The 22099-nt window shown below is 44.5% G+C and carries 19 protein-coding genes; 6 read left to right on the top strand and 13 right to left on the bottom strand.

Going from position 1 to position 22099, the window contains the following annotated elements; translation table 11 throughout:
• Positions 1-451: 451 nt before the first annotated feature.
• The 6 genes from ACH10T_RS01730 to ACH10T_RS01755 form a co-directional block, all read right to left on the bottom strand.
• A complete protein-coding gene (locus tag ACH10T_RS01730) occupies positions 452-1069 on the bottom strand; it encodes a GNAT family N-acetyltransferase (RefSeq protein WP_394807617.1) in 618 nt (205 codons plus the stop codon).
• Positions 1070-1090: 21 nt separating this feature from the next.
• The gene (locus ACH10T_RS01735; protein ID WP_394807618.1) at positions 1091-1477 is read right to left on the bottom strand and encodes a SirB2 family protein; all 387 of its coding nucleotides are present in this window, start codon (positions 1475-1477) and stop codon (positions 1091-1093) included.
• 2 nt (positions 1478-1479) lie between these two features.
• Positions 1480-1965, bottom strand: a complete 486-nt coding sequence (locus ACH10T_RS01740) for a hypothetical protein (RefSeq protein ID WP_394807619.1) — start codon at positions 1963-1965, stop codon at positions 1480-1482.
• Between the two features lie 109 nt (positions 1966-2074).
• Positions 2075-2431: an STAS/SEC14 domain-containing protein gene (locus ACH10T_RS01745; RefSeq protein ID WP_394807620.1), complete on the bottom strand. Its 357-nt coding sequence runs from the start codon at positions 2429-2431 to the stop codon at positions 2075-2077.
• 85 nt (positions 2432-2516) lie between these two features.
• A complete protein-coding gene (locus ACH10T_RS01750; protein WP_394807635.1) occupies positions 2517-3362 on the bottom strand; it encodes a DMT family transporter in 846 nt (281 codons plus the stop codon).
• A gap of 56 nt (positions 3363-3418) precedes the next feature.
• Entirely contained in the window at positions 3419-4525 is a 1107-nt protein-coding gene (locus ACH10T_RS01755; RefSeq protein WP_394807621.1) for an aromatic ring-hydroxylating dioxygenase subunit alpha, read from the bottom strand.
• 224 nt (positions 4526-4749) lie between these two features.
• Between ACH10T_RS01755 and ACH10T_RS01760 the strand changes: the two genes are divergently transcribed.
• From ACH10T_RS01760 to ACH10T_RS01770, 3 genes are all read left to right on the top strand, one after another.
• Complete coding sequence (locus ACH10T_RS01760; RefSeq protein WP_394807622.1) at positions 4750-6168, top strand: adhesin; 1419 nt, start codon at positions 4750-4752, stop codon at positions 6166-6168.
• Between the two features lie 119 nt (positions 6169-6287).
• On the top strand, positions 6288-8474 hold the full coding sequence (locus ACH10T_RS01765) for a primosomal protein N' (protein ID WP_394807623.1): 2187 nt from the start codon (positions 6288-6290) through the stop codon (positions 8472-8474).
• A 75-nt stretch (positions 8475-8549) separates the two neighbouring features.
• Positions 8550-8786, top strand: coding sequence for a YdcH family protein (locus ACH10T_RS01770; RefSeq protein ID WP_394807624.1), 237 nt, complete (start codon positions 8550-8552; stop codon positions 8784-8786).
• A 74-nt stretch (positions 8787-8860) separates the two neighbouring features.
• Here the strand turns inward: ACH10T_RS01770 and ACH10T_RS01775 are convergent, their stop codons facing one another.
• The 5 genes from ACH10T_RS01775 to ACH10T_RS01795 all read right to left on the bottom strand — a co-directional run bounded on the left by ACH10T_RS01775 (position 8861) and on the right by ACH10T_RS01795 (position 12702).
• A complete protein-coding gene (locus ACH10T_RS01775; RefSeq protein ID WP_394807625.1) occupies positions 8861-9301 on the bottom strand; it encodes a YaiI/YqxD family protein in 441 nt (146 codons plus the stop codon).
• Between the two features lie 30 nt (positions 9302-9331).
• Positions 9332-9916, bottom strand: coding sequence for a CDP-diacylglycerol--glycerol-3-phosphate 3-phosphatidyltransferase (gene pgsA / locus ACH10T_RS01780; RefSeq protein WP_394807626.1), 585 nt, complete (start codon positions 9914-9916; stop codon positions 9332-9334).
• Between the two features lie 64 nt (positions 9917-9980).
• Positions 9981-11798 carry an excinuclease ABC subunit UvrC gene (gene uvrC, locus ACH10T_RS01785; RefSeq protein ID WP_394807627.1) on the bottom strand — a complete coding sequence of 606 codons (1818 nt, stop codon included), beginning with the start codon at positions 11796-11798 and terminating at the stop codon, positions 9981-9983.
• 5 nt (positions 11799-11803) lie between these two features.
• Positions 11804-11992 (bottom strand): 4-oxalocrotonate tautomerase family protein, encoded by a 189-nt coding sequence (locus ACH10T_RS01790; protein ID WP_394807628.1) that lies wholly within the window; start codon positions 11990-11992, stop codon positions 11804-11806.
• Between the two features lie 35 nt (positions 11993-12027).
• Positions 12028-12702, bottom strand: coding sequence for a uracil-DNA glycosylase (locus ACH10T_RS01795; protein WP_394807629.1), 675 nt, complete (start codon positions 12700-12702; stop codon positions 12028-12030).
• Between the two features lie 158 nt (positions 12703-12860).
• On the opposite strand from ACH10T_RS01795, the gene ACH10T_RS01800 reads away from it, so the two are divergent.
• Positions 12861-14648, top strand: coding sequence for an autotransporter assembly complex family protein (locus ACH10T_RS01800; protein ID WP_394807630.1), 1788 nt, complete (start codon positions 12861-12863; stop codon positions 14646-14648).
• A gap of 9 nt (positions 14649-14657) precedes the next feature.
• Entirely contained in the window at positions 14658-18494 is a 3837-nt protein-coding gene (locus ACH10T_RS01805; protein ID WP_394807631.1) for a translocation/assembly module TamB domain-containing protein, read from the top strand.
• A gap of 177 nt (positions 18495-18671) precedes the next feature.
• On the opposite strand, the gene ACH10T_RS01810 is transcribed toward ACH10T_RS01805, so the two are convergent.
• Positions 18672-20063: a P-loop NTPase fold protein gene (locus ACH10T_RS01810; RefSeq protein WP_394807632.1), complete on the bottom strand. Its 1392-nt coding sequence runs from the start codon at positions 20061-20063 to the stop codon at positions 18672-18674.
• A 156-nt stretch (positions 20064-20219) separates the two neighbouring features.
• On the opposite strand from ACH10T_RS01810, the gene ACH10T_RS01815 reads away from it, so the two are divergent.
• Positions 20220-20474 carry a hypothetical protein gene (locus tag ACH10T_RS01815; protein WP_394807633.1) on the top strand — a complete coding sequence of 85 codons (255 nt, stop codon included), beginning with the start codon at positions 20220-20222 and terminating at the stop codon, positions 20472-20474.
• A gap of 638 nt (positions 20475-21112) precedes the next feature.
• Here ACH10T_RS01815 and ACH10T_RS01820 read toward each other — a convergent pair.
• The gene (locus ACH10T_RS01820; protein ID WP_394807634.1) at positions 21113-21886 is read right to left on the bottom strand and encodes a calcium-binding protein; all 774 of its coding nucleotides are present in this window, start codon (positions 21884-21886) and stop codon (positions 21113-21115) included.
• Between the last annotated feature and the right edge of the window lie 213 nt (positions 21887-22099).

Here is a 22099-nt window from a genome sequence, read left to right on the forward strand (position 1 = left end):
TGGCAACGATTCAGCAATTTCCCAGCCAGCGCTTCATACATAGCATAGGGTTTATCTTCGTTAATGCGAGACAAGTTCGAGCGCGTCAGTTTTGCACTATCCAGGTGATAAAGACGATGGGCTTGTGCAGAAACATTTTCCACCCAAACGCTGTACCGAAAATATCGCTGAACTCTACCACTTGGCCTTGATGATTCTTGCGCTCGAAAGCTGGTGCAAGTGCTGCTTCAATATCGGGCCACGGCAGTCGATTTTACAATATCACTAAGGGATGTTGCAGATCAATCATCTGGTCGAGACGAGCATGGAAAAAATCATCGGTCGGCATTTAAGTTTCCCCTAATTCCATCAGGTTTTGATGCCCATATTATAATTTCCCAGGGATTTCAGCGGTTGCTAATTCGCATGCATTCGAATATTTATTCGGTTTTCAAGCATTTTGCAGGATGGACTAATTACTGCATAGCCAAGAAGAATGTGGAGAATGCTGCAGTAATCCGCACATAGCGCATTGATTCAACAACAATGGATAAATGACCTTCTCTAGATATTCGATGGTTAATCCAGAGATTTTTGGCACACCAATACTCAAATGCAATGGGTAAGTTTCAACTCTGCTGGTGCGCGAATAGCCTCTACGTTGATAAAACGCGATTAATTCCGGACGTTGCGATATCACGAACATAACAAACTTGTGTACGCCCAGAGTGCTTGAAGCAAAGGTTTCCGCCTGCTCGAGCACATACTTGCCGAGTCCTTTTCCTTGCAGATTGGGGTGAACTGAGAAAAAACCGATATACGCATAGTCGTTCTCTTTGACGATGTAGATGCACGAAGCCAGGTTTTGCGGTTGATTGATGACAAAAAATTGTGCGCCAGGATATAACATGGCCGTTTCCACTTCCTGCCGATTAGTTCTATCGCCCTGAATGATATGTGTTTCCTTGGTCCAGCCGACTTCTCCGCGGTAGGCCAGATTAACCAAATCAGCTATCGCCTGCGCTTGACCGTACCCGGATTTTTCAAGACGCAAATGAGAGAAATCCATCAGTTTTAGGGCATTCTTCATGATAAAACCATCTTGTCAGGTTTATGACCAGAGGCCTAGTACTGGGTTTTTGGTCAGGGCAACCAGTATGATATAGATAAACACACACTGTGCTGCAATCCAAGCCATAATTTTTGTTCTCCGGGTTTTACCGAAGCGGATCGCTATCATGCCAAGACCGATATAGAGTATCAAACCGGCAACTTTTGCGGTTAACCAGGAATTATCGAGCGGATTTTGCTGAATGGTCATTGCCAATATAATGGCGCTGGTCAGTAGAATGGTATCTACGATATGCGGCAGGATTTTTACCCAACGTTGGCGCAGATTCTGCGAGTCTTGCATCAGCCAGACACCACGCAAGGAGAACAACGCATAACTTACGATAACGCTACCGACATGAATCAGTTTTAGCACTGCGTAACTCATGCTCAGCTCCCGGCAATCAACCAGCCATGGCTTCCTGCCACGGCACCGGCAATGGTGATCAAGCTCAGAATTAATAAAAACAAATGCTTACGCTGAATTTTAACAAATGTTTCTGCCGAAACATTTGTCTGCACAGGATCAGTTGCTTGCTGACGTCGGCCGCGCGGTTCCATGACAAATAACATCACACTAAACAACAGCCAGATCAGGACCATCGTGTGCATCCACCAGTATTGCCATTGCGTAAAACGCTGCCAGACATCCAGTACATACACCATGTAAAAACCGCTCAGACCAACGATTAATGTGGTATAGCGCACTTGTGCGGCAAATCGCTGCCTGAATCGAACAAAAATTTCCATCGCTTCCGCAGGTGATTGCATGCGCACCAGAGTAGGCAGCAATACGGTGGTCACCATAGCAACACCGCCAACCCACAGTATCACACCCAAAACATGCAACACTCTGGCAAAAACAAATTCATCCATTCGATTTCTTCTTACCGGTTAACACTTGAAAAACTGAATTATCGAACCCGAATGTGCTGTAGCTAGGGCGTAATGCCTCGATACCGCACACGCAGCAATACTCAGCGCGTCAGCTATTCACGCTATCAGATGCCCATTCCTCGGCTTCTTCATAGCTATGAAACACCAATACGTTCGCATTGGTAAACAGATTAGAAACCCAAGCACCCCACGCTTGCCACTCGTCATCAGTAACTATAGCCACCCTGTTAAACTCACTGCCGTGATCACGCATGAATTTGATTTCTTCCCAGGCTACATCAACGGTGTAATCCAACATGTCGCGCCAATCAAATAAAAGGTTTGCTTCACCTTCAAAGTGCGATTGGTAAAGCACCTGCTGTTCAAATTCGTTATAGTCCGTTAACGTAAATTCACCAATGACTGCAACCATAACAAGATTGCCTTTCTTCTGAATAGTAATCATGACTTCACCTCAAATGATAACAAGCTCATGATAGGCAATTAAACGGGATGGTGCAAATTTTGCTTCCGGGCAATCCGTCGCGTAGTCACTTTTGTGCAACAGCAGGAACCAGCTTAACACTCAAAAAGCCACTGAGTGATCCGCCGAGAATAATCAACCCCATACCCAGCCATGCAATGGGTGACAACAGCTCGTTCCACAGCAAGACCCCCCAAAGACCGGCAAACAATACGGTACTATAACCCAGCGAAGTAACGAGCAGCGTTACACCTCTATGATACGCACGGGTCATGGCGAGCTGCGCCAATGTCGCTGTCACACCGATTCCAAGCAGCAACAACAATCCAGGCCAGGTGATCGGATTAAGCGTCGTGAACATCAGCCCTACTCCGGTGATCAGTGTACTGATCAATGTAAAATAAAACACCACGAGCCATTCCGTTTCACCCAAATTGCCCAGTTGTTTAACATTAATGTACGCAATCGCTGCAAAAAAACCGGAAGCCATACCCATCAGACTGGCAACCCAGTGTTCTTCTGGTAACGTGGGTTGCATCAGTAAAATAACCCCTGCAAAGCCAAGTAAAATAGTGCAGATTAATGGCCAATGAATATGTTCTTTCAGAATAAGCGTGGAAAATAACGCTACGAAAAGCGGCCAGGTGTAATTCAATGAAATTGCCGTTGCCAACGGCAATTGCGTCAGGCAATAAAAGAACATCAACAGACTGATCAGACCGGAGATCCCCCGCCAACAGTGAATCCGCCAATGCGGGGTACGCACCGGGAGGCGGTAGTAACGGAGTATCAGATAAGTCATCCAGACACCAAACAACGAGCGGTAAAACACCAGTTCAGTGCTGGAAAAATAGGCAGCCCCCAGTTTGACTAACACGCCCATGCAGGCAAACATAAATGCGGCCACCAGCATCCACAGCGAGCGCACTCGTCCTTTCCTAGAATACAGAAATTGCGATTAACCGATGATCAAACATGCGGTCCGATTTCTCGTTGCAAGAATTGATGAAAATGCTCCATCCCCGACTCCATCGGGATTTGGTACGGTCCCGTTTCATTGCGGTTCTGATCGTATAACACCCGCCGTCCGGCAGTCATCAATTTACAGATCTCATCATCTTCAAGCGCAGTTTCTTTATACGCAGCCTGTTCCGCTTCAACAAAATCACGCTCAAATAATGCGATTTCTTCCGGGTAATAAAATTCCACCACGTTCGTGCAACTTTCAGCTCCGGTAGGAAGTATTGTGCTGATTACCAAGGTATGGGGGTACCATTCCAGCATGATATTGGGATAATACAGCAGCCATATGGCACCATACGGCGGTGTTTTTCCTTCCGTTTGCTGCAGCACCTGCTCGTGCCATTTGGCATAAACCGGACTGCCTGGGCGCTGAAAGCGTGCATTATCGATTGCTATCGTTTGCATACTATACCAATCACCAAACTCCCAATCGAGTTGCTCAATATTCACAAAATGACTCAAACCCGGATGAAATGGATCGACGTGATAATCTTCCAGATATACTTCAATAAATGTTTTCCAGTTACATTGATATTCATCAATTTGGATACGATCCAGCAGATAACCGGAAAAATCAAAATCCTTCAGCACACTCAATTTAGCCATATCCTGCGAGACATTGCGTTTGCCATTAAATAACAAGCCATTCCAATTTTGCAGTGGTGTCTTATCCAGATTGAGGCAAGGATTCTGTTTAAAATGCGGCGCGCCGAGCAGTTTGCCATCCAGCGCATAAGTCCAGCGATGAATGGGACACACAATACTCTTAGTACTGCTTCTACCTTTCAACAAAAGGGCTTGCCGGTGACGACAAACGTTAGAAAGTAATTCAATACCATGTCCATTACGTACCAGTACCTTGGCATTGTTCATCCATTCTGGCACATAATAATCCCCAACATTGGGTACCATCACTTCATGCCCCACGTAGCCAGGACCCTGATCAAAAAGGATACGTTTTTCAATCTCCAGAATTTTTGGATCCACGTACCAATTGATGGGGAGCTGTACTGACATCTCTGTCAGTTGTGAGATCTCAGCCATGTTAGACATATAAATACCTTATATCTCCCGAATAAAAATTTAGCGGCGAAAATACACGAAAAGACAAAAATTTAAAACCCATTTAAGTAAGTCAGGAAAGAAAAATTGAATGCTTCGCTATAATAGCAATCTTTTGGTAGTAAAATATTAGTATCCATTTGCACGTTATGCGTACAAAATTGCGAATTGTACAATATTGAATTATTTAATTAATCAAAAAGAGAGCCTCTTTAATGAAATTCACACACCCGTTAGGAAAGAATTCCTGGATACCCGTATTATCCACCCTATTTATGGCTGGTCTAACAGCCTGTGGCAGCGGCGATGAAAAATCAGCCACGTCGTCATCCTCATCTTCAGCGACGACAGCTAATAGAACCATGCCTACCGGCGCGGCAACTGGTATTTTGGTTGACTCCGCTGTTTCCGGCGTATCCTATTCCGCATCTTCCGGCAAATCGGGCTTAACCAATGATAAAGGCATTTTTAATTTTAATCATGGTGACAAAATCGAATTTAAACTGGGTGGTTTGACATTGGGTAATATTCCGGGTTCACAAATAGTGACGCCGATCGAATTGGCCAACGGCAGTGATAATAAATTACAGAATCTGCTAATTCTGTTGCAATCTCTAGATTCCGATAGCGATCTTTCAAACGGCATTGCCATTTCGAGCGAAACAGCTACTGCTGTCAAGTCATCGATTAACCTGGAAAGCGATCCGGAAACATTTGCCGATTCGGCCAATTTAAAGAGCATTATGGAAGCCAGCGGCATTGAAGGTAATGTCAGAACAGCCGAAGAAGCCCGAACGCATTTCCTTTCACAAGGTACCGCTCTCCTCAGCGCCCAAATCTGGGTTAGCTATGACAATACAACGGCCAGCGTGCTGCGGATTGCTGCCGACAGCAGCGGAGAATATTTACAGGGCGATGCCAGACCGGATGATTCCTGTGATGAAAACCGTGTTTGTGGTGGCCGTACCATTTTCCAATCCGGTGTCGAATATGGCGTTGCTGTTGCAGAAGAATTTGATACCCGAGGATTCAAACTGACTGGAAAACCATCCGTTGACACCAACCTGAAGGCTGGATTTTCCAATCCTGGGCCAACGCGCCGGGTTCGTACCGATGGCTTTGAGTTGATCAATTCCGACATCGTCATTGTGCAAAGAGCACGCGCAGAAAGCAGTGTGTTTGGCGAACTGTTCCATATCGCCAAACCAATTCAGATAAGCGATGAAAATGAAGTGGTAGAAAAAGAAGTTAAAGAAACACGCTACGCAAAAATTGATAACGATACGTCCGATATTATTGGCGCTTGGGCCTATGACGAGCATGTCATCCAAACACAAACCCTGGTTTTCTTTCCAAACGGTAAATTCCTGATGATTGACCCGACTGGCGCTACACAACGGGCAGATCAAGCAAAATGCGGGAAACCCGGTATCGAATTTGCTTCCTACGCGTATAACAAAGGCGCCAGCAAGCTAAACTTATCCAGTTTCACGTATAACACCAATGGATGCGCCGGCTTCTCTGATCTGGACAACAATACAGCAATCAGTTTTTCGATTAATTCCGATGGAAATACCGCCAAACTCGACAAGCCAGGTGAAGAATCGGTAACGGTTTATCGGGTTTCCAGATAACACGGTTACTAATAACCTAAGAAAACTCACCGGAGTTGTACGCATTGCCGGTGAGTGATTTGTTTTTAAGGTAACAATACGCTTTAATCGCTCTGGACCAACCCGCCTTAACATCGCTTATGCCTATCATTCGTGTCGCACTTAACGTTCCAGTCGACACCTTGTTTGATTATCAATCAAATGACGCAACCCAACACCATATCGGCTTGCGTGCCTGCGTACCTTTCGGAAAAAAACGGATAACCGGCGTCATCATTGCAGTCGGTTCTGAAACGCAAATACCTGCTGATAAACTTAAATCAGCGCATTGCATTTTCAGGGAAATCAAACCCTTACCGGCTGCATTGCTAGACTTATTTCATTTTTGCAGCCAGTATTATCATCACCCGCTTGGCTTGGTTGTCATGAACGGCTTGCCTGTCAAGCTGCGTGGCAACAAACCGGTAAAACTGAAACAATCCTCGAACAATGTTCAATTCAGCCTTACCGAAGCTGGGAAACAAATTGATTTATCCAGCATTCCAGCACGTCAGCGTATAGCTCGCCGCTTACTCACCGAACTCCATCACACGACAGCACTAACCAGTCCTCAAGCAAAACAAATCTCGCCGCGCGCGGGCAAGTTGTTACAGGAATGGATACAACTGGAATGGGTGTCGGCAATGCCCATTCCTGCAACTGTGGCGACAAAGGCTGCAGCAATCCCACCGTTGACTACCGAGCAGGAAGTTGCTGTTAGCGCCATCACAACTGATATCCAGCAATTCAATACCTGGCTGCTGCATGGCGTTACCGGCAGCGGCAAGACCGAGGTTTATCTCAGAATCATTGCACACGTGCTTGCTCAAGGCATGCAGGCACTGATACTCATTCCAGAAATCAGCTTAACGCCACAACTGGAAGCCGTCTTCCGCGCACGTTTCCCCACTATCCATTTGGTCAGTTTGCATAGCGGACTCAACGATACGGAACGGCTAACTGGTTGGTTACAAGCGCAACGCGGCGAAGCTAAAATCATACTGGGCACGCGCCTTGCTGTTTTCACCCCATTACCCGATCTGGGATTGGTCATCGTTGATGAGGAACAAGACAGCTCCTTCAAACAACAAGATGGATTGCGTTATTCCGCACGCGATCTGGCGATTTTTCGTGCCAGAGAAAATAATATTCCGGTAGTGTTAGGATCGGCGACTCCTTCATTGGAAAGTTATTACAATGCGCTCAATGGCCGCTACCACAGCGTTCGCCTGCTATCCCGCGCCATCAAAAACGCCGCACTTCCCCTGATTCAATGCATTGACACTCGCACCAACAAAGCTCAGGAAGGCTTATCCGAACCGCTCATCAAAGCATTGGACAAGTGTCTGGCAGAAAAACACCAGAGCCTCGTTTTTATCAACCGGCGCGGCTATGCACCGGTACTTTTGTGCAAAGCCTGTGCCTGGACAGCTATCTGCCAGCGATGTTCCAGCCGTCTGGTCGTTCATTTACGCGATAAAAAACTATGCTGTCACCATTGTGGCCACCGGGAAAACTTTCCACGCGCTTGTCCGCACTGTGGCAATCAGGATATTGCGCCTTTCGGACAAGGCACGCAGCGCGTGGAAGAAACTTTGACAGCGCATTTCCCAACCGCACGGATTTTACGCATCGACCGGGACAGCATACGCCGTAAAAATGCTTGGCAAGACATTCTGCATGCGATCCATGCACAAGAAGTGGATATTCTGGTCGGCACACAACTGCTTGCCAAAGGGCATGATTTCCCGAATCTGTCATTGGTAGGTATCCTGAACGCCGATACTTCTCTGTACAGTACCGACTTTCGTGCCAGTGAACGCTTGTTTGCGCAATTGATGCAGGTCGCTGGCCGCGCAGGACGCGCGAATGTCGCCGGACACGTGCTCATTCAAACCGAATTTCCTGATCATCCCCTGTACCATGCCTTGCAAAAACACGATTATGATGCACTGGCAAAAACCTTACTGGCGGAAAGAAAAACAGCCGGATTTCCGCCTTTTGTCTATCAAGCCTTATTGCGCGCGGAAGCCCACAACATTGCGATCGTACTGGATTTTCTTAAGCAAGCTGCCAATCTTGCCAATCCGCCCCGTTCCGTTGAATTATTTGATCCGATACCCGCTCAAATGCTGCGTTTAAAAGGTTTGGAGCGCGCGCACTTACTGATACAATCATCCTCACGCAGGCAATTACAAGCGTTTATGGCCGAATGGTATACGCGAATTAATACATTGCCTGCTCATAAAGTGCGTTGGGTACTGGATATAGATCCACTTGAGTTTTGATTTAGATCAGTATTTGCTCTTCGTAATCAGCTCAATATGATTATTTAAATGAAAACTATGATAAGGAGCCAGCCAATGATAGAGAAACATGATTTACACCATGAATTTCCAGAATATTATGACCGAATCCATGAATTAAAGATCAATAACAGTCATTTCGTACACCTGTTTGAGGAATATCATGTCGTCAATCGAGAAATTCTCAGGATTGAGGAAGGTGTCGAAAATACAATGGATGAATATCTGGAAGAACAGAAAAAGAAACGCCTGTTATTAAAAGATAAGCTATATGGAATAATTACCAATACATAATAGTCATGACAATATCGCCACCCTGCAGTCAACAGCAGGGTAGTCTACTGTTACTAGCAAGCGATATTCACAATTTATTGTGTTAATAATTTATCCAATTGATTGGCAAATGATTTGCGATCATTTTGATTTAAAGCAGACAAACCGCCGGTATCAATGCCGCTGGAACGTAAAGCTTCCATAAAATCTCGCATGCTTAATCGTGCCCCTATATTTTCCTGGGTATATAGCTCACCACGAGGACTCAGTACAAAACCTTCTTTTTTTATGACTTCGGCTACCAGCGGAATATCACTGGTAATCACCAAATCGCCTTTTACCAGCCTTTTTACAATTTCGTTATCTGCCACATCAAACCCGGATTCCACCTGGTGCATTCGAATAAATTGTGATGGCGGTATATATACCGGATGATTTGCGACCAATACCAAATGCCGTTTGGTTCTCTCAGCAGCTCTAAACAGGATCTCTTTGATTACGCCGGGACAAGCATCCGCATCAATCAAAATTTTCATCGTTTATCGCTTGGGATAAATGAATGGTAATTAAAGAATCTTGCTGTCATCCTTGAGTACCTGTGGCATAGCGGCCTTTAAGTAATAGAACATAGACCATAGGGTTAAAACGGCGGCAATATAAATAAGCCATGTGCCTATTTCTTGCGAATCAAAGCTCTCACCAATGCGCTCATGATAAAGTAGCAAAGGGATAGCGACCATTTGTGAAGTCGTCTTGATTTTGCCCAGGAAAGATACCGCAACACTTTTTGACTGACCGATTTGTGCCATCCACTCGCGTAACGCCGAAACGGTGATCTCGCGCCCGATGATGATTAAGGCAATCGGGGCATCTAGCCGCCCAAGATAAACCAGCACAATCAATGCCGCTGAAACCATCAGTTTGTCAGCTACCGGATCAAGAAAAGCCCCAAACTCAGAGGCTTGATTTAAAACACGCGCCAAATAACCATCAAGCCAGTCTGTGATGGCTGCACCGGCAAAAATCAGCGTGGCCACCAAATTCTGATTGTCTGGCGATAACCAGGCGGGCGGCAAATAAAAAATACCGACGAATAACGGGATAGCGAGTATCCGTAGCCATGTGAGCAGATTAGGTAGATTGTAAGGCATGATCGTTAGCTGATACTGATTGATTAAATGGGTAGCGATCTGGGCTGGTAACAGAAATTAATTATTAATGTATTTCTTTATATATTTTTTCTGCCAGCTTCCGGCTAATTCCCTCTGTTTGTTGCAATTCTTCAATACTCGCGGTTAACACTCCTTTCAATCCGCCAAACCGGCCTAACAAGCGTTGCCTGCGTTTAGCTCCGATGCCGCTAATATTTTCCAGACTAGAGCTGGTTCTGGCTTTACCACGTCTACCACGATGACCCTGAATCGCAAACCGATGCGCTTCATCACGAATCTGTTGAATCAGATGTAACGCCGCATGCTCGCTGGGTAATTGTAACGGCTTTTCCAGTGCGGGAGAAATCAATTGCTCTAAACCGGGTTTACGTTCTTCACCTTTAGCCACACCCAATAGATTAGCATCAGAAATTCCCAACTCCTGCAAAGCTTCCTGTGCTGCCGTGACTTGCCCTTTTCCACCATCGATCAAAATCAGATCGGGCAACTGTCCCTCTCCGCTAACAATCTTCTGGTAGCGCCGGGTAAGCGCCTCGCGCATGGCGGCATAATCATCACCGGGGGTAATCCCATCGATGTTATACCGGCGATACTCATTATTGCGCATAGAAAAATTATCATACACAACGCAGGATGCAACGGTAGCTTCGCCGAGGGTATGGCTGATATCGAAACATTCAATCCGATTCAAGCCGGGCATCTGCAATTCCTGCTGCAATGCCAATAAACGCTTTTCCTGACTAGCGTGCCGGCTCATCATTTGTTTCAGTGCCAGATGCGCATTCTCGGTTGCCATATCGAGCCATACACGTTTTTCCCCGATCGGATTCAAGTTAATCGTAATTTTATGCCCGCATTGCTCAGTTAATAGGTTCTGTATTGCTTCGCGCTCAATTTTTTCGCTCAGAATAATCAGAGGTGGTACGCTTCTATTCAAATAATGCTGTGCCAGAAATGCTTCAACAACGGCTGCTTCGGTACAATCATCCGCGTTTTGTGGAAAAAAACTCTTGTCTCCCAGGTGCCGCCCTCCCCTGATCATCGCTAAGTTAACGCATACTTTTCCTGAGCCATCATTCAACAGTACGCAGGCAACGACATCTGCATCCAGCGCTTTCCCGCTGTCGACAAACTGTTTTTCCCGGATTCGGCGTAAAGCTTGAATCTGATCCCGCAATGCAGCTGCCTGCTCATACTCCATACGATCTGCAGCCTGCTGCATCTTGGCTGAAATGACTTCCATCACTTCAGTTTGTTTGCCTTGTAAAAACAACTCGGCGTTTTTAACGTCATTTTGATACGCTTGCTGAGAAATCTGACCGATACACGGGCCACTGCATCGCTTGATCTGAAACAGTAAACAAGGCCTTGTCCGGTTACTAAAAACGCTGTCCTCGCAGGTACGTAAGCGGAATATTTTTTGTAATAGCTGTATGCTTTCCCGGACTATGCCGGCATTCGGATACGGCCCAAAATACTGATGCGTTTTATCCAATGCGCCGCGATAAAACCCTAACTGGGGGAAATTGTGACCGCTCAAAATCACATAGGGATAGGATTTATCATCCCGGAATATGATGTTATAGCGCGGCTTCAGGCTCTTGATTAAATTATTTTCAAGTAACAACGCTTCGGCTTCGGAGCGAGTGACCGTTGTTTCAATACCGGTCACTTGCGAAACCATTAACTGGGTTCTGGGTCCCAGATTAGTCTTCTGAAAATAGGAAGAGACGCGTTTCTTAAGATTAATCGCCTTTCCGACATAGATCACTTCGCCTTTGGCATTTATCATGCGATAAACACCCGGCTGATGCGGTAAATTTACACAAAAATCCTTTGCATCAAAATCGGTGTTCGACAAACTGCTTAATCCTGGTTACCAAGTAATTTTCCTGCAATCGCCCAATTTTCATCAGGAATCTCATCAAAACTGATATACGTATAGGATTTCGGCTTCTTGGCGATGCGTTCCAGGGTATCGGTCAGCTCTGCAGCAATTTGCTTTTTCTGTTCACGCGTTAATGTTCCGGCAACACGGATATTGACATACGGCATATAAAATTTCTCCTTTGGTTTTTAGTGATATATTCTTAGCGACTCATGTCAGTAACAATTTTTTCAAATACTTGTTCAAACATTGCCGCTGTGAGACGTTTGGTTTGTGTATTGTAGCGGCTGCAATGATAACTGTCATAGAGTTTCACGCCATTCTCAAGCGGCAAATGATGGACGGCGCCATGACCGAACGGATAATCTTTTAATTTAAGCCGCGCACTCATTAACGCCGCTTGATGCGCGATTGTCCCGAGTGCAAGTAATGCCGTGCCGTCTTTTTGAACAAATTCGTTGATTTCTGCTGTCAGATATTGGTTACATTGCTTAATTTCCTGAGGAATAGGTTTGTTTTCCGGCGGCAGGCACTTGACCGCATTGGTGATACGGCATCCGAGCAGTTGCAGTCCATCATCTGCAGAAACGGATTCGGATCGAGTGGCAAAACCAAATTTATGCAATGTCTGGTACAGTAAAATCCCCGCGAAATCACCGGTAAATGGCCGGCCTGTCCGGTTGGCGCCATGCATACCGGGTGCTAGACCAATAATCAACAGTTTCGGATACCTATCCCCAAAAGCGCTGACGGGTCGTGCATAATAATCCGGGTGCTTGGTTTTTACGGATTGCAAGAAATCCGATAAGCGTGTGCATTGCGTACAATCAAAAGTATCCAGAGTATTGCAGTGCGGCGTTAAAGAATCATTCGTCATGAGTGGGAATCAAAGTAATTGGTGATATTGCAAGGTTCAAACAGCTCAACATGGAATTTTTGTTAAACTTCTTTTGATAAAGGTACAATGTATTAACCATAAAATACAAAAGGATGCTATTTAGACTGAGGCCGTAGCCGGTTTTAGATCGAGTCAATATGTCAAGCACCTCATCAAAAATTGATTATTGTTATATTCGATTCTGGTCAACGATCCTGCTGCTCATCGCAATCATACCCGGTATAACTCTGGCGCAAGAATCATTCGATGTCACAAAAAACTCAACAACCGTGATATTGTCGGCGCCGGACACTATTAAAGAATTTCTTGCAAAGTACTTTAAACTCCCAGCAGAGCCCTTTGCTGACAGTACCGCTGAAAAAACTTTCCTGTATCGCGCACAAAAAGAAATTCTCAGCTTACTGGCAACAGAAGGCTATTTCTCGCCCGTAATTACATTGTCGTATCAGACTCAAGGCGAAGTTACAAAACCCGAAATCCGAGTCGATCCCGCCGTATTAACCCGCATTGGTGAAGTTTCCATCGTGTTTCGCGGTGAAATCATACAAGAAGATGCTAAATACCAGAAACGCATTGAACAACTTCGTGCCGCATGGCCTTTGCAAGCAGGATCAGCCTTCCGTTCTTCCGAATGGGAACAAGCAAAAGCGATTTTATTATCTGACCTAACACAAGAAGATTTTGCAGCGGCGAATATTGTTACCAGCCAGGCAACGATTGATCCTGATCATGCGCGCGCCGATCTTTCCATAACCATTGATTCCGGGCCCGTTTTTTATTTGGGCGCGATACAAATAACCGGATTAGAACGTTATGATCAAACGTTGATCACGAATCTCGCACCATTTAAAACAGGCGACGCGTATCGACGCGATTTACTGCATCTTTTTCAGATTGCGCTCCAAAAGGCGCCACAATTTAACACGGTATCCGTCAATATTTCTCCCGACACGTCCCAACATAAATCCATTCCTGTTCAAGTCGTTTTGACTGAAGCGCAATCGCAGCGTTTCGCATTCGGCGGCGGATACAGCTCGAACAATGGGGCACGGGGTGAAATCAATTATCGTAATCATAATTTCCTAGATCGCCCCTGGAATTTGACGAGCATGCTGCGTCTGGAGCAGAAACGCCAAACCTTTTTTGCTGGCATTGATACACTCCCCGATCAAAATAATATCAATTATTCATTGATCACCAGTCTGCAGATGACTGATATTCAGAATTTGAAGACGAATGAACAAAAAATTGGTATTACGCGCAATTATCAGACGCCAGAAATTCAAATGCAGTTTGGATTGAATTGGCAACGAGAAAATAAACAGCCTGCAGGTGCAATCAATCAGATTAATGAAGCACTAACGCTGGATTGGCGCTGGCGACGTCAGATTGTCGACGATCCGCTTAATATCCGGCGTGGTAATGTGACCGAGATTCGCATCGGAGGAGGCAGTCAGCAACTCCTATCAACTCAGGATTTTGTTCGCACCTATGCGCGCCATCAAATCTGGTGGCCGGTTGGCTCTCAGGATGTCATTTTTCTGCGGGCAGAAATTGGTTACACGCTTGCTTCGTCACGCTTCGGAATTCCTCAGGAATATCTCTTCCGTGCGGGTGGCATTCAATCGGTTCGCGGCTATGACTTTAAAAGTATTGGGGTGCAGGAAGGCAATGCAATTGTTGGCGGCCGTACCATGGCAACGGGCACCATCGAATACACGCGCTGGATAACGCATCAATGGGGTGCCGCTGCTTTTGCAGATATCGGTAGCGCGGCGGACAGCTGGCAGCAAATGCACCCGTTTATAGGCTATGGTGGCGGTGTTCGCTGGCGCAGTCCTGCAGGACCTATCGCGCTTGATCTGGCCCGGGCGCATGAAACCGGCACGTTACGCTTGCACTTCTCCATGGCGGTTGCATTCTAAACTTTGATCATGACCAATCAAACCGATAGCAATCAAAATCCCAAGCAGACCAATCAGAAATCTAAACGATTGATCAGCTTGCTCGTTGCCTTGCTGGTGTCCGTCTCAATTGCCGGGTATTGGTTATTGAACAGCCAATCGGCGTTGCAAGGGACACTTTCGTTAATCAATCGATTGAGTTCCGGGGCGATCCAATTTAAAGAAATTCAGGGAACACTGCAAAACTTGCAAATTGAAAACATTCATTTTGCTAATGATGAATTTCAGTTAACACTGCACAATATCCACGTAACTTGGAGTCCCGATGATTTGCTTCAGAAGCAGATAAAAATCGACCGGTTATCTGTTGAAGCGATGGATATCCGTATATTCCCTTCACCCACTGCTGCGCCACAGCGTACTTTACCCCAAAACTTATCTCTGCCATTTGCTCTGTCAATTCATCAGATTAAAGTCGATTTAATACGTTTAATCTCAACAACCCATGAAAGTTCTGATTTGATTATTTCTGACCTTACGCTATCGCTGGATAGCAGTGGCCATTACCATCGGCTCAACAATCTGGATTTTCGCACACCCTGGGGTGTGTTTAGCGCTCTAGCAGAACTTAACGGAAATTCACCGTTTGATTTGTCTGCACAGATCGATCTATCTAATGCTCATCAGTGGGGCGATGCGCAGGCTGTCATCACCGGCAATCTGGAGCAAATGAATATACAGATCAATGCCAAACAATCGGTTGCAAAAAGAGATTTGACTCTACAACTGCAACCATTTGCAGCCAATCCAGTGACACAGCTTCATGCGGTTTTAGAAAAGCTTAATCCGGCTAGTTTTGTTTCTGACGCACCTAATGCCAGCCTTTCCGTTACTGCCAATTTAACCAGGAATGAATCCGGGCAACTGGAAGGCAAGATTCTGCTTGAGAATCATGCAGCGGCCACATTGAATGACGGCGGCCTGCCCTTTTCCGCAATCAGTGCGCAGGCACGCATCACTGCAGAAATCCTGCAGTTGCAGGATATCCATGCGCAAATTACACCCGGAGAAATTGTTAGCGGGGATTTTGTCTGGCATTTAGAAGAAGCATCCGGGTCAGCCAATTTGCTTGTCAGCAAATTAAATCCGCAGCATATTGATAGCCGTATCCGCGCAGCCCAAGTTTCGGGTAAAATTAGCTTGGAAGGCAATGCGCAGACACAATCGGCGCGCATCAATCTTAAGGATAATTCAATCCGTTTCAATGCTGCAATCACACGAAGTGCCGAGCGTGTTGCGCTTGAACAATTTCAACTTCAGCGCAGCAAGTCACAGTTAACCGGGCAAGGAATATTCCAGCTAGGCAATGACCAATCATTTGAGCTGTCAGGGAATTTAGAAAATTTTAATATTTCTGATTTTATTCAAGCGCCGGATTCTAACCTGAATGCAGTGATCCAACTATCCGGTCAATTGTCCCCGCAAATTTCCGGAATGTTGAAATACACGATTCAAAAAAGCCGCTTGGAGAAATTCCCGGTAACAGGAGCCGGTCAGATTGCATTCAACGGGTTTAATCAGTTTAAGGGTAAGGCAGAATTAAATATCGGATCCAATCATTTTCTGGCGCAAGGCGGCACCGGTGAATCCGGCGATACTTATCAATTTGCTGTGAATGCGCCCGCTTTAGAACAAATCGGATTTGGTTTTGCGGGCGATTTACAGACGCACATTCAGTGGAATGGAAACCTAAAGTCACCCGATTTTGATTTCAAGATAAAAAGCCGGCATCTCCAGTTACCGGGAAATCAACACCTCTCAGGGCTGGTTGCTGATGGGCATTTAAACAATGAAACCATTTCACTGAAAGCAGCTATTGGAAACTATGCTGTCAGCGATAAAGCAACCCTGCAACAAGTGGAAATAAACACCAGCGGAAAAATTTCTGACCACACGCTACTGGCTAAAGCACAGATAAATGATATTTCCAAAATTCAATTAAAAGCCGTGGGAGGCCTAGACAAAAAATCACCCACCCAATCCCTGCGCTGGAACGGGCAATTAGCAGAATTCATCTCGGCTGGGAAAATTCCTGTTCGCTTAACAGCGCCAACAACTTTGGCAATAAATTCGGAGTTGGTGTCGCTCGGCCATACAAAATTGTCTGTTTCCGATGGATTCTTAAACATCGATCAATTGCACTGGACACCCGGGGAGTGGAAAACCAAGGGTCATTTTTCCGGCATCGCCTTACTGCCGGGTGAATACCAAGACTCAAAACAATCGTCGTTACATTTAGGCGGTCATTGGGATTTTGTGTCCAATTCGCAATTAACCGGCAGTCTGCACATGCAACGTGAAAAAGGAGATTGGTATTTACCCAACGAAATATCACAGCCTTTGGGCTTAGAGATAGCCCAGCTCAAAGTCGTCGCCCAAAATGGGAAAATAACCGGCCAGTTTGAATTAGCCAGCCAATCTATCGGCACTGCCAAAGCGCATTTGACCGTACCAGTAAAACAATCGAACAACCGTTGGACTATTTCCGATGAAACACCGCTGAACGGTGAAGTCATTGCCCACATCAAGGACCTAAAATGGATTGATTCCCTTTTAGGTGATCGTGTGAGTACCAATGGGCAACTTCAAGTTCAGGCAACTATTCAAGGAACGTTAAAGCAACCGGACTTTAATGGCCGCGTTTCCGGCACGCAATTGAGTGTGGTGCTGCTAGAGCATGGCATAAATTTCAAGCAGGGTAATTTGGTTGCCAATTTCCACGATTCAAACTTAAAGATTGAGCAGCTCCACTTCATCACGCCGCACGAACCGACACCGGATGACCGGTTGTTAAAAGATGTCAAGTTGGATAGCGCACCGGGCTCTTTAACAATTACCGGAGACATCGGGCTTATTGGAAATGAAAGCCAGTTAGATTTCAAAATGAATCAGCTCCCTTTCACACACAAAACAGATTATTGGATCATCGCATCCGGTTCCGGTCAGGCTAGGTATCACAAAAATAGTTTGAGCGTGACAGGCAGCCTAGCGGCAGATGCTGGCTTATTGTTGCAACCGCCGCAAGATCGCCCTGAATTATCGGATGACATTGTGTTTCTGAACACTCCCAATACTGCCCCGAAAAATCTGTCGCTGCTGTTGGATATAGCCCTCAATTTAGGAGAAAAATTCTATCTCCGTGCAGCCGGATTGGAAGGCCGCTTAGCGGGTCAATTACAAGTTCAGAATGATAAAAATAATACGTTCAAGGTGAATGGCGCCATTGCGGCAAAAGATACTACTTTTAAAGCATATGGCCAGAACCTTACAGTTCAGCGCGGCATCGTCAGCTTCCAAGGTCCGCTGGATGATCCCGGGTTAAATATTTTGGCCGTGCGGGAAGGTTTAGCGGTTGAAGCCGGCGTTGAAATCATGGGTTCGGTGCGTCACCCGAGGGTGACATTGGTATCGACCCCGAATGTTCCCGATACCGAAAAACTTTCCTGGATCGTTTTAGGTAGAAAACCCGATCCCGGCGGATTAGATACTTCGGTGTTACTGGCAGCGGCGGGTTCGATATTAGGCGGACAATCCGGAGCCGGAATTACCGAAAAAATTACTAAGGCATTAGGTGTCGATGAAATTTCATTCAAGCAAGCGGGAATTGGCAGTTCACTGAGCGGGCAAATCGGTGTGGTCGGAAAACGTATTTCATCCCGTGTTTATTTGAGTTATGAACGCAGTCTGGCGACAACCACCATGGGAATCACGAAACTGACTTACAATTTGACCCCAAAAATAACTGTTGTGACACAAGCGGGCGAAGACAGCGCGATTGATCTATTTTATACATTTCAATTTGATTAGAACTAATTTTCTGTACTGATAAGATTGCGATATATGCCAGAAAGTGACCCTGACGCCTCTCTTCGATGATCAGATCGATCATTCTTCTTTCCAGCCTATCATTGCGATTTTCAGCGAGCGTGATGTATCAGGCGGGGGAATTCCGGCAGGATAAAGATCCATTTTGATTCTAAGTTGTTACCGTTCTAACTCTATAGGAAGATCGATCATGTCGAAAACTTTTTGAAAGAGAGTTTCATAACCGACACTGTCAAATATTTTATTTTGATATTGAGATAAATACTGATATTCCTCTGCATTTCTCGGCTTTGTAGTATTTGCATAATATAGGTGGAGCTCTTGAATCACTCTGAAAAAAATTATAGGCCATTCTTTTTCCTTTAGTTTCTCTAAATCAATCCAACTATCTAAGCGTTTTGCTGCATCTTGATGAGCCTGGGACTCATTGCGCAACAATCTGGCATACAAATCTACCTCTTTGATTTTCATTGATATTAAATAAGCGATAAAGCCAGTTTGCTCGTTTATAACATTAGCCATTACAAAAAGAGCGCATGCATGTTCTATATCGCGTAGTGACATGTCCATTTTTATAGCGCAAAAAGTAAGATATTTTTTAAAATTATTGGCATAGTTGTCTTTAAAATAATCAAATTCAGTTACACCATGATTTCCCATTCCTTCTGCTACGCTTGTTTCAAATTTATAGCATTTGAGTACATTTGCAATATATTTTGTTGTTGGATGATTTTCCGAGTAAAAATCAAATGAATAAAGTTTTGGCAATCTAAGAAATAGATTAACAAATTTCCTTAGATATGTTGCTGCATCTGTGTTGGGGCCATATACACCTTGAATTGCATTCTCTAGCTGTGTTCTGTTTAATAGCAACACAAAAACTAGATTGGGAACATCAAATAAATGTTTTATTCGTTCTATGATTTGCACAGCGAAAGTAGGTCGGCAGCGGTCAAGCTCATCAATAAAGATGACAACTGGCCTATCCTGTTTTTTACAAAACTGCCCTAATTTAGTTTTAAAATTTTGAAAAGAATTTTTTTCTTTTGCGAAATCTTTTAGTTTCTTTTCAATCAATTTCTCTGCCATAATCTTTGTTATATCCTCAACATCTTCTAACAGATCCTTATTACATTCAAATACTGTTCGTTTGATATAGTTGATCGCTATTTGGGGTAAGTTTGGAGCCAAAGTCTTACCAACTTCGATAATATTTTCTTTGAATGCTTTTTTAGTTTCGCCTTCTTCTATAATGTTGGTTATTTCTGCTGCAATCAATAAAAACGGATCTTCTACATAATCTTGTTCAAATGCGTTAATAAAAATCACCTTATGATCGTAATCAGTTTGCAGATATTTTGCCCAATGACGACCAAACCAACTTTTACCTTCTCCCCAAGGAGCATCTATAGCTACAACAGCACCATCTTTAAGACGTTCTAAATATCCAGTTATTTGCTTAGCTAATTTTAATCTACCTAAAAGATCACCTTCAAAAGCTTCATTAATAACATCATTTCGAGATAAAGCTAATGGGCGTACATTATTCATTGAATCTGACCCCTTTAATTGTTTTCTAAAAAACCAATATAATTTACTTTTGAGATATCTGCTTCGTTTATCGAAATTACTCTCTTTTAATACACTATTCAAAAAACTATACAAATTTGTGAAACAGCACGAAGAAGCAATCAAGGAGTACTTAAAATGAAATTCGATCCGGGATCTTATTCAATCACGATTCGTAAAGAAGAAATCGACGATGAAATTTTATATGTGGGTAGGGTAGCTGAGTTTCCTAACATCAGCGTATATGAAGAAGATTTTGAAACTGCGCGTAATTTAATTATTGATGCGATTCAAACACTGAAAAGAATTGCTGATGAAACCCACACAGACTTTCCGCTCCCATACCTTGCATCCTCGAGTGAATTTCGTGAGCGCGTTTCATCTTTTAGCTAAAGAAGTTAAATAAAGCATTTCTGCAAAATCATACCAAACCGGCTCTCAAGTACTAACTAGCGCCTATAAAAATCAGCCATAACCTCAAGATTATCAAATTCTTCATTACGTCTTGCCAATTCTCGTTTTAACAACTCAATTTCCCGCTCTAAGCTCCAAACCTGTTGACATTTCCAGAATAACGCCCTGATTTAATGTGGTGGAAAACCATTTTCCCACTCAGGAACATAAAACAAATTACCCGAGAAACGATATCCTTTCCATTCCTCGCCCAGTAAAGCACTCGCACCGCCCTTAAGATTTAAGATATAACCTTAAAAGCCTGAGTGCTGATTCTGGAATTTCCTTAGTTCCTTTTTTCCATTTCTTAAGGAAGCTCTGATTAAGTCCTTCGACAGGCTCAGGACGAACGGTAATATATTGATTACGTTCGTGGTGAGCTTGTCGAACCAATGAATGTAATCAACTTAATCAGAGATTCCTTAATGACTTTTTGATCTTCACCAGTGATTCTTTCGATTTCTTCTATGTTGATGCCAAGCAAATGCCAATCCCCGGTCAGAGATTCGCGATTCGATATGAATAAAACATCCCGTTGTAAACCACAACGGGATGCCAAAATCGAGAGAAAACCAGAACTAAAGGATAAAGTCGCTAGCGTTGATTCCGGTTGTGGCTGCTCCTGTTAATTGGATTTCCATATCAGCCGTCAAATTACCATCATTATCCAGTTCCACCTGGATAATGATGTCACTGCCTGAAGTGAAATATCTGACTTCACCCGCAGTTCCGGTGAAAGCAACATTGCCTATGAAAGTAAAAGCTTGATTTCCCGCCGTGACAACATTCGCATCAATCGTTGACAAGTCAATTTTGTCGACTAAATGCGTAAAATCGGTACAAACATCGCGATTCGCTCCGACTACACTTTCACTGGTTGCGTTGAAATCATAGGTATCATTTCCGCCACCATCGGTCATGGTGTCTTTGCCGGACCCGCCGACAATGGTGTCGTTACCGCCGCCAGCACTAATGGTATCGTTACCCCCTAAGCCAGTGAGAATATTGGCGTTGCTATTGCCCGTGATAACGTTTGCTGCACTGTTACCCGTCCCGTTAAGTGCCTTGAGAAAGCCTGCAGTATTATCTAACGTTAGATTTTCGAAGTTAGTTTTCAACGTAGTGAAGGCATTGCGTGTGATCACGGTATCTGTACCATTGGCGAAGGCTTCGAATATTTGATCGGTGATTGAGTTGATCCTATAAATGTCATTGCCTGCTCCGCCATACATCGTGTCATTGCCAGCAGACCAATTAGCATTCAGGTCATCATTACCGACAGTCCCAAGTAAGGGAAAACCCGTGCCCGTGCTGCCGTCATCACTGCTCGCTGTTCCATTAATAATAGCCATAATAAGATCTCCTTGTTATTTAGAAATACATTCCTAAACTACGCCACAAAAAACTAAAGATTATTCTTGATGAGATTCTTCATCTCTTTGAAAGAATGAAACACTTTCCGATTCGGATTAAAGTGGACCCCGCAGTCAAGACAATAATAGATTGAATTTAAGAGGGCACCCTATTCATGCAGCGGAACGGCGCTGCCCCGATTTTTTGTTTTT

Origin of the sequence: Nitrosomonas sp., assembly GCF_043753625.1 — a bacterium.
Taxonomy (GTDB): Bacteria; Pseudomonadota; Gammaproteobacteria; order Burkholderiales; family Nitrosomonadaceae; genus Nitrosomonas.